Source organism: Clostridiaceae bacterium HFYG-1003, from assembly GCA_024579835.1.
GTDB lineage: Bacteria > Bacillota > Clostridia > Clostridiales > Clostridiaceae > JG1575.
In genome coordinates this window covers 2779679-2794172 of record CP102060.1, presented here as the reverse complement: position 1 = coordinate 2794172, position 14494 = coordinate 2779679, and the positions used below count along the sequence as shown (strand labels likewise).

At 57.1% G+C, this 14494-nt stretch carries 12 protein-coding genes; 6 read left to right on the top strand and 6 right to left on the bottom strand.

The window, feature by feature from the left end; genetic code table 11:
* The first annotated feature begins 49 nt into the window (after positions 1–49).
* Complete coding sequence (locus NQU17_12475) at positions 50–1552, top strand: cobyrinate a,c-diamide synthase (GenBank protein UUM11455.1); 1503 nt, start codon at positions 50–52, stop codon at positions 1550–1552.
* Here NQU17_12475 and NQU17_12470 read toward each other — a convergent pair.
* Positions 1506–2723 (bottom strand): metallophosphoesterase, encoded by a 1218-nt coding sequence (locus tag NQU17_12470; GenBank protein UUM11454.1) that lies wholly within the window; start codon positions 2721–2723, stop codon positions 1506–1508. The two genes, NQU17_12475 and NQU17_12470, sit on opposite strands and share 47 nt — an antisense overlap.
* A 249-nt stretch (positions 2724–2972) precedes the next feature.
* On the opposite strand from NQU17_12470, the gene NQU17_12465 reads away from it, so the two are divergent.
* Complete coding sequence (locus NQU17_12465; protein UUM11453.1) at positions 2973–3170, top strand: hypothetical protein; 198 nt, start codon at positions 2973–2975, stop codon at positions 3168–3170.
* A gap of 216 nt (positions 3171–3386) precedes the next feature.
* On the opposite strand, the gene NQU17_12460 is transcribed toward NQU17_12465, so the two are convergent.
* From NQU17_12460 to NQU17_12450, 3 genes are read right to left on the bottom strand one after another with little or no spacing between them, the layout of a single operon-like run.
* Positions 3387–4646 carry a hypothetical protein gene (locus NQU17_12460; protein UUM11452.1) on the bottom strand — a complete coding sequence of 420 codons (1260 nt, stop codon included), beginning with the start codon at positions 4644–4646 and terminating at the stop codon, positions 3387–3389.
* 35 nt (positions 4647–4681) lie between these two features.
* Positions 4682–5938 (bottom strand): hypothetical protein, encoded by a 1257-nt coding sequence (locus NQU17_12455; protein UUM11451.1) that lies wholly within the window; start codon positions 5936–5938, stop codon positions 4682–4684.
* 34 nt (positions 5939–5972) lie between these two features.
* Positions 5973–7232 (bottom strand): serpin family protein, encoded by a 1260-nt coding sequence (locus NQU17_12450; protein ID UUM11450.1) that lies wholly within the window; start codon positions 7230–7232, stop codon positions 5973–5975.
* A 126-nt stretch (positions 7233–7358) separates the two neighbouring features.
* On the opposite strand from NQU17_12450, the gene NQU17_12445 reads away from it, so the two are divergent.
* From NQU17_12445 to NQU17_12435, 3 genes are all read left to right on the top strand, one after another.
* Positions 7359–7808, top strand: a complete 450-nt coding sequence (locus NQU17_12445) for a DUF488 family protein (protein ID UUM11449.1) — start codon at positions 7359–7361, stop codon at positions 7806–7808.
* A 208-nt stretch (positions 7809–8016) separates the two neighbouring features.
* On the top strand, positions 8017–8934 hold the full coding sequence (gene glsA / locus NQU17_12440) for a glutaminase A (GenBank protein ID UUM13513.1): 918 nt from the start codon (positions 8017–8019) through the stop codon (positions 8932–8934).
* 243 nt (positions 8935–9177) lie between these two features.
* On the top strand, positions 9178–11202 hold the full coding sequence (locus tag NQU17_12435; GenBank protein UUM11448.1) for a thioredoxin domain-containing protein: 2025 nt from the start codon (positions 9178–9180) through the stop codon (positions 11200–11202).
* A 255-nt stretch (positions 11203–11457) separates the two neighbouring features.
* Here the strand turns inward: NQU17_12435 and NQU17_12430 are convergent, their stop codons facing one another.
* Together NQU17_12430 and NQU17_12425 are read right to left on the bottom strand one after the other, a co-directional pair.
* On the bottom strand, positions 11458–12135 hold the full coding sequence (locus NQU17_12430; protein ID UUM11447.1) for a hypothetical protein: 678 nt from the start codon (positions 12133–12135) through the stop codon (positions 11458–11460).
* Positions 12132–12584, bottom strand: coding sequence for a hypothetical protein (locus NQU17_12425; GenBank protein UUM11446.1), 453 nt, complete (start codon positions 12582–12584; stop codon positions 12132–12134). Before NQU17_12425 ends, NQU17_12430 begins: the two co-directional genes overlap by 4 nt.
* Positions 12585–13122: 538 nt before the next feature.
* On the opposite strand from NQU17_12425, the gene prdC reads away from it, so the two are divergent.
* Positions 13123–14448: a proline reductase-associated electron transfer protein PrdC gene (gene prdC / locus NQU17_12420; GenBank protein ID UUM11445.1), complete on the top strand. Its 1326-nt coding sequence runs from the start codon at positions 13123–13125 to the stop codon at positions 14446–14448.
* Positions 14449–14494 lie beyond the last annotated feature (46 nt).

The window sequence follows — 14494 nt, the reverse complement described above, 5'->3', positions numbered from 1 at the left end:
GAAGCATCCCGCTGACGCTGGCTTCGCTCCCCGAAGGAAAGGAACCATTATGAATCAAATCAGACCACGCCTCCTCATTGCCGGAACCGGCAGCGGGAGCGGAAAAACGACGATGACCTCAGCCATTCTGTCTGCCCTGAAGCTGCTGGGCAAATCACCCATTGCCTTCAAGTGCGGTCCCGATTTCATCGATCCCATGTTTCACCGGGAGGTCACGGGGATTCCCTGCCGCAATCTGGATCTGTTTCTGATGAAGGAAGCCACGGTCCGATCCACCTTGCATAATCACGGTCAGTCCTTTGATCTGTCATTGATTGAGGGGGTGATGGGGCTCTATGACGGCATTGATGATGAGGGAACAGCTTCTGCCAATGCCGTGTCCCTGGTCACGGGCACGCCGGTGCTCCTGGTGGTCAATGTCCATGGAAAAGGTTTGTCCGTCTGTGCCGAAATCTTTGGCTTTCTGAAGTTCATGCCCAACCGGGTGCAGGGCATTCTGCTCAACCACTGCCCGGATGGCCTGGTGGCGTATTACCGGTCGATGATCCAGGAGCGTCTGGAGCTGCCGGTGGTGGGCGCGCTGCCCGCCATTCCGGAAGCGGAGATCGGATCCCGTCACTTGGGCCTGATCACAGCGGCGGAGATCAGCGATCTCCGCCAGAAGCTGGACCGCCTGGGGCAGGCGGCCTTACAGGGAGTCAACTGGGATCTTTTCTTTGCGATTGCCGCCGGAGCGGACCGCTTAGACCCCCTGGACTCACCGCCTGAAACGGAGCCGATCCTGCCGGAGGGAAGGGATCGAAGCGGAGTCGGATCCGGCACCACGAATGCGGCCGGAGACGATCCAGTATCCGCTGAGGGGGACCGACCGCTGCGGATCGGCATTTCCAGGGATGAAGCCTTCTGCTTCTACTATCAGGACAACCTGGACCTCCTTGAAACCATGGGAGCCCAGCTGGTGTTTTTCTCCCCGCTGCACGAACCGGCTCTGCCGGACCATCTGGATGGCCTGATCCTGTGGGGCGGCTATCCGGAACTGCATGCCCGGACTCTGTCCGAAAATCAGGGGATGCTCCAAGCCCTCCGGACAGGCTCACAGTCGGGGCTGCCAATCTATGCCGAGTGCGGCGGCTTTATGGTGCTGCACAAAGCCATCCGGACACCATCGGGAGAGGAGTACCCGATGGCGGGCGTTTTCCCCGGAATCACCCGGATGACCGATTCGCTCCAGGATTTCGGATATGCCAGGCTGACCGCCAACGCAGACAATCTGCTCCTGCCCCGGGGAGCCGTCATCCCGGCGCACAGCTTCCATCACTCCGTCAGTGACGATCCCGGCGACTGCTTCACCGCCGTTAAAGCCGGCAGCGGCAGATCCTATCCGGCCTTCCGCCAGACCAGGCAAACCCTGGCGGGTTACCCGCACCTGCTTTGGTCCGATAATCCGGAAGCGGTGAGCCGGTTTCTGGCGGCCTGCCGGGTCTATCAGACCGAGCAGGCGCCATTCAGGGCTTCGGCCGCAGCGACAGCCGCAGCTCATTCTCATTCTTGAGCGGAGCAATCAGGAAGGAATTGAGATAATGCCAGAACCGCAGGTGACGCCCTTTTTCTTCCCACAGGCGATAGCCCTGGTGACGCTGCGGATCCTGCAGCAGCAGATGCAGGGTTCCGGAGAAATAGGCCCGGGTCACTTCCGCCGCGAATTCAGCCATTCGAATCACCTCCGGTTCGCTGAGGGAAGGATCCTGGAGCAGATCAGCACCGGTCTTCAGCGCTGAAATCCCGTAAAAGTACTGACTGGAGAAAGCCTCAAAATCCATCAGATTAGGGTCATTCACTCTCTGGCCGGCGGCCCAGCCGGACACGTTCAGCGATTCGGTCCGGTACTGCAGGACCAGTTCCTCATCAATGGTCACATGAGCCATCAAATGAGGAAACGCCGACAACGCCCCGGTGGCAGTTTCGTTGAGACCCTCCGGAGTCAGAGCCAGGTGCTGCAGATGGATATGACCGGACAGATTCAGCCGGATCCGATACTTATCGAGAACCTGCATCAGCTCCAGATGGTTGTCGATGATGAATCCCCTGGTGAACTTTTCATTATGGACCAGAATATTTTGATGGGTCGCCGTCAGAATGGTTTCGCCCTGAGCGGAAGCTTCCCCCAGGGACCGGTCCAGCCATTCCAGCGTTGCCGGAGAAATCCTGCCCGGTGCCAGGCGGGTGTTGGTATCAATCAAAGCCAGCCGCAGCCCGTCATTCAGTTCCAGGATACAGCTGAAGGAAGCCGGATCCCGCCAGCGGGCACGGTCATAGCCGAAGGCCCGGTACAGTTCCAGGAATTCTGGCTCACTGATGGACGGCGCCGACCGGATGCTTCCCTTCAGGAATGCGGCCGCCGAAGCGATGGCGATATCGTGATTCCCGGGAATCAGCGCTACCGGAATTCCCCCGGACTGAATCCGGTGCAGCTGTTCCACCACATCCAGATGGCTCTCCAATTCCCCGTTGAAAGTCAGATCGCCGCTGATGACCAATAGATCCGGTTTCTGGCGAAGCACATACCAGGTGAACGCCTCCACGATTTCCGCTGAATAGGGCAGAACTTTGCCGTCACCCTGCAGACTGACGCGATGCAGGGCATCGCCTTTGTCATGGAGACGGGCGGACAGCAGATGCAGATCGGCAACGTGAAGAATGTTGAGAGGCAATTTATAATTCATGAAAGTCTTCCTTTTTTGAGCAAACTGGAACAGCAGTCCGGCCCGTTACTTCCGGGCGAACGCCGGAGCTGTTGAACCAAGCGGTCCGGCCAACGCCGCTATCTGAGGGAAGGGTGCGAAATTAAGCGGGATGTTCCTGCTTCAAGAATACCATATGCGCCGGATTCGATGTATAGTAGGGGTATAGAAGACAAGACTTTGAGCCGGAAGACCAGCACCCGAACCACACTGCACAAGGGAGGATGTCCCATGTCAAAATCCGAGCGCAGAACCTCTCTCCTGATCGGAGCCGCCATGACTCTGATCGCGGGAATCTACCTCAAAACCCTGAATGAGATCCGAAAAGAAATCACCCAGACCCACCCGGCAGCCGAAACCAACGACCAGGGCAAGCCACTGGAAACTCAGACCCCGCCGCAGTCTGACGGGCAGGAGGACCTGTGGTAAACACTCCGTCCGGTTCCCTCTCACCCTGATGTGTTCCATGATTTCAGATCTTAAGCCAGAACTTACGCCAGAACTTGAGTCATAACATAGTTCAGACAAAAAAACGACCTGTTCCGGTCCATGTCAGTCCGGAACAGGTCGTTTTCATTGCAGGTTCTCTTCGTCAGTACGTCCTGGGTGAAGGGTACCGTGGATACTGAGTGGTGAAGTGATGGGCTACTTTTCTGACGGATCCTGGATTCGGGATATGAACAGGGGGAGTCCCTGGTACTCGATGACCAGGAGGTAGGGGCGATCCAGGGTGAACTCAATCTTATTGTCCCCGGGGAGGGAGGTTTTGCCGACGCCGATTTCAGTGACGGCAGCGGCCTTGAAGCCTTTTTCATCCAGCTGCAGTTTGGTTTTCTGCTTGATTTCGGTGACGGAAGCCGTCACGCCGCTGAGCATGTTCGACAGGTCCGCGGACAGGAACATGTTGGTGTAGCCTTTGTCGATCAGGAGTTTCTTCAGGGACAGGTTCTCGCCATTGATATCCAGGGCGGGAGCCTTGAAATCCACCAGGGCCGGGGACCCTTCGGACAGAATCGAGGCCAGCTCTGGAATCAGATCCAGCGGTTCGGCTTCTCCCCTGGGCAGGAGGAACCAGACCCGGATGCCCTGTTCGCCGGGGAAGGCGACCGCCTGGGCTTTGGCATGATCCACATAGTCCGTCCCATCGGCCAGTCGGCCCACAAAGGGAACCTGGACGTCACCGGAGGGAGCGTGGAAGGTCTGATTTTGAAGCTTCTGGAAAGGAACCAGCCACAGATCGGTCAGGTAGAGCACGTTATAGATATTGAGAATGGCAGAGCCATCGGTCTCAAAGGTCGCTTCATAATCCTCCATGAACCGGTCCGTCTTGTCACTGACCCATTGCCGGATGATTTCCTTGGTTTCTTCTTCTTTGGTGAAGTCGACCTGAGCGGTTTCCGCGCTCCAGACGGAGGCGGCGGTTTCGAAATACTGGGATTTGATGTTGGCAGCATAGCGTGAATCGAAAAAGATTCCGTTGGTCAGGCGTATGCCGTACTTGGAATCATCCGGCTTGTCCCGGAGCAATTTCGATGCCGTCATGAAATTGAGACTTCTGCTCAGGTCCGGAATGACCTTCGAGGAATCAAAACCAGCCGGCAGCTTCATCAGGCGGTTCAGTTCCGCCAGCGTTTCCCCGGCCGCGCCTTCCCGCAGAACACCCAAGGCCGTCCACAGGGACAGCGGGGAAAAGATCTGATTTTTCTTCTCCGAGACCGCGAAATAGGCCGGGGTAATTTCCTCCGCCAGCTCATACAGACTGGAGCGGATCTCGGAAGGGACCTCAACCGCAGTTCGGGCTGAATTCACCGGAACCTGCTTTAAGAACACCGAAGCCGGCGTGACCGGCGCACAGCCGGCCAGCAGGGACAGCCCCAGAATCAATGGAATGGTGGATCGTTTCATCTGGATTCCTCCGTTTTCAAACGTGGTGAGTGAGGCTATGGTTCTGACGGCTGTTTGATCTGAGCGACAAACAGAGGCAGGCCCTGGTATTCAATGACGATGAGATAGGGCCGGTCGACGGTGATTTCCAGGGGCGGATCCGGCGGTGCCGAGGTATCAATGCTGATCTGGGTGACCGCAGCGGCCTTGAAGCCTTTTTCATCCATCTGCAGCCGGGTCTTCTGCTTGATATCCGATACTTCGCCATAGATACCGTCCAGCATGCGGGACAGATCCGCTTCTTGGAACATTTTGGTATAGCCTTTGGCCTGGAGCAGGTCTTTCAGGGACAGGTTCTCCCCGTCCAGATCCAGGAGCGGAGCCTTGAAGTGGAGGTAAGTCTGCTCTCCGCCCGCCAGAATTTCATCCAGGTCGGCCACCAGATCCACCGGTGGCAGCCCGTTCTTCGGCAGCAGGAACCAGACCCGGATGCCCTGCTCGCCGCGGAAGGCGACAGCCTGAGCTCTGGCGTGATCGACGTAGTGGGCATCCTCGGCCAGGCGTCCCATGAACGGCACCGACACATCGCCGGAAGGCGCATGGAAGGTCTGATTCTGGAGCTTCTGGAAGGGCATCAGCCATAAGTCCTTGAGAAACAGCACATTGTAGATATTGAGGATGGCGGATCCGTCGGTGGCAAAGCTCGCTTCGTAGTTCGGGATGAACTCCTGGGTCTTGTCACTGACCCACTGCCGGATGATTTCCTTGGTTTCGGCCGCTTTGGTAAAGTCAACTCGGGCCGTTTCCGTGCCCCAGACCGAGGCAGCCGTTTCCAGGTAGGCGGAGCGGATCTTGGCGGCATAGCGCTGGTCGAAGAAAATGCCGTTGGTCAGAAGGATGCCGTACCGGGAATCATCCGGCTTGTCTTTGGGCAATTTCGAAGCTGTCATGAAATTTAAGCTTTTGGACAAATCCGGGATCACTTTCGAGGAGTCAAAGGCCGCCGACAGCTTCATCAGACGGTCGAGCTCCGCCAGGGTTTCTCCGGCTGCGCCTTCCCGCAGAACCCCCAGGGCGGTCCACAGGGACAACGGGGAAAAGATCTGATTCTGCTTCGCGGATTCCCTGAAATAGGCTGGGGTAATTTCCCTGGTCAGGGCAAAGATGCTGGCGTGAATCTCCGCTGGGACCTGAACGGTCGGGGCGGAATCATTGACCGGGACTTTTTTCAAAAAGGCCGAAGCCGGGCTCTGCGGCGCGCAGCCCGCCAGCAGCGACAGTCCGAGAATCAGTGGGATGATCGGTCGCTTCATAAGAATTCCTCCGTTTCAGGCGAGGCGGTTGCCGTTATTTTTCTGACGGCTGTTTGATCTGAGCAATGAACAGAGGCAGGCCCTGGTACTCAATGACGATAAGATAGGGCCGGTCAGCGATGAATTCAACCGGGGGATCGGCCGGTCCGGAGGTCTCCAGAATGCCAATTTCGGTGACGGCCGCAGCCTTGAAGCCCTTTTCGTCCATCTGCAGTTTCGTCTTCTGCTTGATCTCGGAGACCTCCGCGTTGACTCCGTCCAGCATGCGGGACAGATCCGCCGAATGGAACATTTTGGTATAGCCCTTGGCTTCCAGCAGGTCCTTCAGCGACAGATTCTCTCCGTCCAGATCCAGGACCGGTGCCTTGAAGTTGACATAGGTCGGCGCTCCGCCGGCCAGAATGCCATCCAGGTCAGCCACCAGGTCCACCGGCTGCAATTCGTTCTTCGGCAGCATGAACCAGACGCGAATGCCCTGTTCTCCGGGGAAAGCGACAGCCTGGGCTTTGGAATGATCGACATAGTGAGCGCCTTCGGCAAGACGGCCCATGAACGGCACCGAAACATCGCCGGTCGGAGCGTGGAAGGTCTGATTCTCCAGTTTCTGGAAAGGCTCCAGCCACAGGTCCTTCAGGAACAGGACATTGTAGATATTGAGGATGGCGGAACCATCCGTGGCGAAGGTGGCGTCATAATCCGCGATGAACTGCTCGGTCTTGTCACTGACCCACTGGCGGATAAGCGATTTGGTTTCGGTTTCTTTGGTAAAGTCAACATGGGCCGTTTCCGTACCCCAGACCGAGGCTGCCGTCTCAAAAAAACTGGAGCGGATGTTTTTGGCAAAGCGTTGGTCAAAGAAAATCCCATTCGTTAAAAGGACGCCGTACTTGGAATCATCCGGTTTGGCCTTGGGCAGTTTCGAAGCCGTCATGAAATTGAGGCTTTTGGACAAGTCCGGGATCACCTTGGAAGAGTCAAAGTCCGCGGACAGCTTCATCAGTTGGTCCAGCTCCGTCCGCGTTTCACCGGCTGCGCCTTCCCGCAGAACACCCAGCGCCGTCCACAGGGACAGTGGGGAAAAGATCTGGTTCTGCTTCTTGGATTCGCTGAAGTACGCCGGGGTAATCTCCTTGGCCAGCGCAAAGATGCTGGCGTGGATGTCCGACGGGACCTGGACAGTGGTGGCCGTTGGACTGACCGCAACTTTCTTCAAAAAGGCCGAAGCCGGGGCAGCCGGAGCACAGCCGGCCAGAATTGACAGACTCAGGACGAAAGGGGCGGCTTTTTTTATCATGTCAGGTTCCTCCCTGTACGGTTTTTCTATTGGATCCCTTGGGATCCCGTACTTTATTCTTACGCTTTTTCCGGGAGAAAAGGGTTACAATGTAGTTAATCAAAGGGAACAGGGAGGAGACCAGGCATGGCAGTCATTGAGGTAAGCCGGGTGTATGAGGAGATTGCAGCGGGCAGGCGGATTCTGGTAGACCGGCTCTGGCCCAGAGGGAAACGCAAGGAGGATCTTGAGCTGACCGACTGGGCCAAAGCAGTGGCGCCATCCACGGAACTGCGCCGGACCTTTGCCCATGATCCCGAGACCTTTCCCCGGTTCCGGGAAGCCTACCTGGAGGAGTTGAACGCAAACCCTGCGGCGGCGGACTTTCTGGAGCAGATGGCAATTTATCTGGCGGATGGGCCCGTGGTGTTTCTCTATGCCGCCAAGTCCCGGGAATATAACCATGCCCTGGTGTTGCGGGACTGGGTGCTCTCCCGCCAGGAGGAAGCAGCCGGAGCGGAACCCGCCGGGACGAAACCAGCCGGACCGAAACCAGCCGGACCGAAACCACCGGCCAGTCAAAAAAATAACAGGTAATTTCAAAAAAACAAAACGAAGGCGGACTCAAACCAAAAATGTATTAAAGCCCGCCGGTTTTTGTTGTAAATATGATGTTTCACGAACCGCGGGGGTGAGCTCACGGTTTGTCTTTTTGAATGCCCCTCGGTAAGATAGAAGGGATTGTATTCAGGACGGAGGAAATGCTATGGAAGAACTCAAAAAAACATTCGATCTGACCCAAGCGATGGATCAGGGACTGACCGACGCGCTTGCCTATGGATCCGGTTATCTGGGACAGGGCAAAGTGGCTGATTATATCCCGGCCCTGGCTGGAGCCCCCGCTGACCATTTGGGCATCTGCGTTCTCACCCGGGATGGGGAGTTCCACTGCCGCGGCCACTGGGATCAGATGTTCACCATGCAGAGCATTTCCAAGGCCCTGCTCCTGATCTACGCCCTGCTTGAATTGGGTCATGAGAAAGTCTTCTCCCGGGTTGGCGTGGAACCGACCGGCGATTCCTTCAACTCCATCGTCAAGCTGGAAACCAAGGGGCACCATCCTCTGAATCCCTTCATCAATGCCGGCGCCATCGCGACGATGGGGCTGATCCTGGAGGAGGGCAGAACCTTCGTCCAGTTCATGGAATTCCTCGAAGGCCTGGCCCGCCGCCCCCTGACCATTGATGAGACGGTGTACCGGTCGGAAAAGGAAACCGGTGACCTGAACCGGTCTCTGGCCTATTTCATGAAATCCGACCAGGTCATTCAGGGCGATGTGGAAGCGACCCTGGATGCCTACTTCCGGATGTGCTCCATCCTGGTCAATACCAGGGATCTGGCCCGGTTTGGCATGATCCTGGCCAATGACGGGCAGGATCCGCTCACCGGAGAGCCGATTCTCAGCGCTTATTATGCCACTCTGGTCAAAACACTCATGGTCACCTGTGGCATGTATGACAGTTCCGGGGAATTTGCCATTAAAGTCGGCATGCCGGCCAAAAGCGGCGTGGGCGGAGGCATTCTCGCCCTGGTACAGGGCAAGGCCGGCCTGGGGGTCTACAGTCCCGCCCTGGATGAGAAGGGCAACAGTCTGTGCGGCATCAAGACCCTGGAATACCTGTCCCAGGCCCTGGATCTGCATTATTTCAAAGGAAATCAGTAGTTACCCCACCGAGCGACACGCCAGGAGACCCTGCAGGGCAGAGTCTCCTGGCTTTTTTAAGTTCCGCTGTCAGTACGGACTGCCGCCAATTCGGTCCGATTCCTGCACGGCAAGGCCGGGCGGTACAGGATTGAAGGGGTGGTGCTGGCGAAGGGGAGCCAGGGGACCTGGGATTCAGTTCATTCGGCGGTAACATCTGCTCCTTACAATGGTACTATCATTTCGACTGATAAGGAGGAAGCCATGACTCAACAGCATACCAACCGACTGATCGGCGAAGCCTCGCCGTATCTATTGCAGCATGCCCACAATCACGTGGACTGGTACCCCTGGGGCGAGGAAGCGCTCGGGCGGGCCCGGCGGGAGAATAAGCCAATTTTTCTGTCGGTAGGTTATTCCACCTGCCACTGGTGTCACGTCATGGAGCGGGAATCCTTTGAAAACGAGGAAATTGCCCGACTGTTGAACGAGCACTTCATTGCCGTCAAAGTGGACCGGGAGGAGCGCCCGGATCTGGATCACCTGTACATGAGCTTTACCCAGGCCTTGACCGGGCAGGGCGGCTGGCCGATGAACGTCTTTCTGACGCCCGGGCTGGCGCCGTTTTATGCCGCTACCTACATCCCGCCGCAGGCCACGGTCTGGTCCCCCGGATTCCCTCAGATACTGACCGGGATTCAGGAGGTCTATCACGGGAATCCTGCCGCTGTGGAACAGATTACGGAGCAGGTGCTCACCCAGGTTCAAACCATCCGGAGCCGGCAGCGGGAGGACCGCCGCAGCCTGGACCCCGACCTGGCCGAACAGCTGGTGGAGACCCTGCGCCTGCGCTATGATCCGGTTCATCCTGGCTTTGGCACCAAACCCAAGTTTCCTGCCCCACACAACCTGCTGTTCCTTTTGAATCAGCCGGATGTCCAGACCGGGGCAGATCAGGCGGATCCCTCTGACGAACCAGGACCCCTGGAAATGGCGTTTGCCACCCTGGAAAGCATGTACCGCGGCGGAATCTATGATCATGTCGGAGGCGGCATCAGCCGCTACAGTGTGGATGAGGCCTGGCTGGTGCCACATTTTGAGAAGATGCTCTATGACAATGCCTTTCTGATGGAAGTGGCGGCCAGAGCCTGGCAGAGGCAGCCGTTGCCCCTGTTTCGAACGATCTATGACCGGACCCTGGAGTATATAATGAGTGATCTCCAGTCGGAAGACGGACTCTTTTGCGCCGCCGAGGATGCCGATTCAGAAGGGGTGGAAGGCAAATTCTATGTCTTTTGCGAAGCTGAGATCGATCAGATCGCGGGCGATGCGGCAGAGCCTTTCAAAGCTGTCTTCGGGGTGACGGCAAAGGGAAACTTTGAAGGCGGGAACATCCTGAATCTGATTGCTGCCGAGTTGTCGGTGCGGGATTCCGAAGAACAGGTCTGGCGGCCGCTGCTCAATCAGCTGAAAGCCTGGCGGGATCAGCGGATCCGGCCCCTGCGGGATGATAAAATCCTGTTTTCCTGGAACGCCATGGTCGTCCGGGCCCTGGCCGTCGGCTCCCAGGCTTTTGCCGATCCGTCCCTGCTGACCCTGGCCGAAGCGACGATGGACCGGCTGCTGGGATCAATGACCGTGGACGGCAGGCTTCATACCTCCCGCCGGGGCAGCCGGATGGGACCCGAAGGCATCCTGGACGATTATGCCTTTGGGATTCACGCGCTGCTGGCACTGGCTCAGGCCAGTCAGCGGCCAAAGTGGCTTCTTCAGGCCATCCGACTCACGGAGCAGACCCTGCAGGAATTTTACTCCGAGGCGGAACAAGCCTTTCAGCTGGCGGGAGTCGGTCGGTCCGACCTGATTCTGAACCCGGTGGATGCCTACGATTCCGCGATTCCATCGGGAAACGGAATCATGGCGCTGGTCCTGGCCGAGCTTAGCCTGATCGCCCACGAGCCCAGGTACCGGCGGATTCTGGATCAGATGTTTCAGCGCTTTTCCGGCCAGATGACGGACAACCCGGATGCCGTGGTCACCCTGGTGGATGCCTGGCAGCGAATATCCGGAGATCAGGAACTGCATATCCTGACCGGACCGGATTTCGAGGCCCTGACCCGACTGGCTCGTTCGTTGAATCTGCCTGGACGGATCCAGCTGGTCACACCGGACAGTCCGCTCCGCGCCGCGGTTGACTTTTTGGGCAGCCTGGACAGTTCGGACCGAGTCTTCCTGTATCATTGCACTGCTGGAGTCTGCGATCTGCCCCGGGAAATCGAGCAATCCTGACTGTTGCCGGAAACTGGGCCAGTTGATGGGTTCCGAACCAGTTGATGGGTTTCGAACCAGTTCAAAGTTACCAGATCAGGTGATGGGTGCAAAAGAATTCGACTTCAGCCAAAGAAGACAGACCATCGCGGTCTGTCTTCTTTGGGGGGATTTCCTGCTGAGAGATACATCAGTCGGTTTTCAGTCAGTCGGTTTGATCAGATGGATAAATTAGTGATTTGCATTTTTCGTCAGTCGTTCCATTCACGGACCCTTCTAGCTGTCTGGCAACAACCAAATGAGGAGAGCAATCAGCAGGAACAGGCTGAGGACAAGGAACAGCGGCATCATCCGGCGTATCGGTGACGGGATGGGTCTTGCGTCAATTGGCGGTGGAATATCCAGTGGATTTTTCAGGTTGATGGAATCATCTCCTGAGTCCAGGATCAGCTCCACCTGTTTTCCGCCGCTTAGAAACAAAGTGCCCCGGATGGTCAGGAACTCGTTCTGCCAGGCGCCAAATTCAATGCCTTCCAGGGATACCGGCAGGGGGAGATCGGTCAGATCGCTTAAGCCGGATTCAATCCGGCAGATGGAATAATCGTCAGCGATCAGAAAATCCCCGGCCGGAGTAGCGGTGACCTGAGACCAGTTGATTCCTTCCATCCATTCGAGCAGTTGTCCGGTTTTCCCGTCCAGCCGGTAGAGAAACAGGTCCGTCAGGATCAGGGCTTCGCTCCGTACCGGTGAGAGCGCGGCTCCCAGGAATTTTCCCTGAAACTGACCGCACCACAGCTCCCTGTCGCTGGCGGTAAAGCGTACCCAGCTCCACTGGGCAGCACCGCAGCCACCGACCGTTCGATAGATCACTTCCGGATAGTCACCTGAGATGGGAGGGGCGATGGATTCCAGCTGACAGATCCGACAGCCGGCTGATTCAGACCGGTCCATCATAAGTCACTCAGCTGACTGAGGAAATAAGCGAGGTCCCCCTCCTCCGCGATGTCCTGGGCCGCCTTGCGGGCGGACTGCAGGTACTCCTCGGATTCTTCGGTCCGTCCTCCCAGTTTCAGGGCCCGGGCTACTGCCTCATAGCCAAACGCCAGATCAAAATCGCCGATGTTGTTATTGAGACAGATTTCAAGGGACCGCTTTCCGTGGTACAGGGCGCTTTCCGGCATGCCGGCCAGGGTGTAGACCCGGGACACCTGCCACTCACCCCGGGCCATGTGGATGGCTTCCCCGACATAGCTCCAATGGACCACCGAGGCATGCGCCGTATGGATCATGCGCAGCGTTTCATAATCGCTCCGGTCCGGTTTTTCCATGAGATCCCAGACGCTGTTGAAGGTCTCAGCCGCCAGTCTCTTATGCCAGTTCAGTTCGTTCGGATCCAGTTCCATGCTGCTGCCTCACTTCTTTTTTTTATTCCCGGGTTTGCAACCGGGTGTGTTCTTTAAGTATAGCAAATTCCAAAACGGGCTGAGCGGGCGGCTGCGGATTGGATCCGATTCTGGATCAGGCCTTTGCCCGCAAAAATCAGATGCTGGTCTGGAAGCCGATCGGTAATGAGAAGAAAAATAGATACAGTTTCTGCGGGAAGGAAAACAGGAACACAAAATTAGAACAGGGAAGGGCAAAAGTTATGCTAAAATGAAAGCGTTGATCTGACAGGCAGAATTTTTTGTTCGCCTGCGGGCGACAGAATATTAGTTTTTTCTTTAACAAATCGTTCGAATGAGATAGAATGTATGTAGCAAAATAAACCACAGGCAGCGAATTTTCGGCGTCAACGAAACTTCGTTTTTTATTGTGTCTCAAGATATCGTTTTCATTTTTGAAAAACTCGCAACAATAATTGGTAGAGCGTTGCGAATTGACAGGGATCACCCGGATTATTTTATTATTTTAACAGCGGTCCCGTTTAACAAAGGAGCCAACATGACACACCAACTGAAGATTGCTCTGAAGCAGGGTATTGGGGTGCCGCCCCAGGCTGTGGTCAGAGCCGGAGAACACGTACGGCGCGGCCAGGTCATTGCCCGCTGCGATGAAACCACCCTGGGAGTGGATTTGCACAGTCCCGCCAATGGAATCGTGACATCAGCCGCCGACGGCTATATCGTGATTGAGGCACCGCCGGATCAGACCGAATTTGATTATGTCCGCCTGGAGCCGGGCTTGTCAGTCGCCGACACGGTTCGGCGGGCAGGCATCATCGGCCTGGGCGGTGCCGGTTTCCCCAGCTACGTCAAACTGGGCACCCGCCTGGATCCGTCCGGCTATGTCCTGTGCAACGCGGCCGAATGCGAACCGGTGCTGGAGCACAACATGCATCAGATCCGGCAGGATCCCGAGGGACTGCTGCGCGCTGTTGCCATTGCCATGGAAGCCACCGGCGCCGGCAAGGGCATCATCGGCATGAAACTGAAGCACCGCACGGAAATCAAGCTGCTGACTTCGGCCATCAAAGCCCAGGGGATTCAGAACATCCGCGTGCTCCCGCTGCGCAATGTCTATCCGGTGGGCGAGGAGCGGGCGCTGATCCGCGATACCCTGAACCAGCTCCTGGAAACGACTCAGCTGCCGTCAGCGGCCAATGCGGTGGTTTTCAACGTCGAGACCCTTTACGCCATCCGCGATGCGGTGGATGAGGGCAAGCCCCTCATGGATAAATACCTGACAGTGGCCGGCCGGCTGAAGGATCTGGATCCGGGCGAGACCATAGTGCTGCGGGTTCCCCTGGGGCAATCCGTTGCCGAACTGCTGGAAGCCTTCGGCGGATTCGTCGGCGAGACCGGCGAAATCCTGCTGGGCGGTCCCTACACCGGACGGCGAGGCAGCAGCGAAGATACTGTTGGAAAAACCCTGGGCGGCATCCTCGTGACCCAGCCCTTTGAACAGCTGGAAGCCTCCCGCGTCGGCATTATCCAGTGCGCCTGCGGTCCGCTTTATCCGAGGCTGGAACAGGTTGCCCGCTCCATGGGCGGCGAGATTGTCGGCCACGAGGTCTGCAAGAACGCCGTCGAAAGCCGCGGCACTTATAAGTGCATGAACCCGGGAAACTGCCCTGGACAGGCTGAGAAAGTTCTGGCTCTGAAAAAACTGGGAGCACAGACGATCCTCATCGGACACTGTTCCGACTGCACCAACACCGTCATGGGGTCGGCCCCCAAACTGGGCCTGGAAGTGCGACATATCACCGACCATGTGCTGCTCACCATGGGCCAGCCGGTGCTGCGCACCTTCGACGAAACCCAGCTTTAATCCATTCCGCATGAAACCAGGCACGAAGGGGAAACCCTGGACTGCC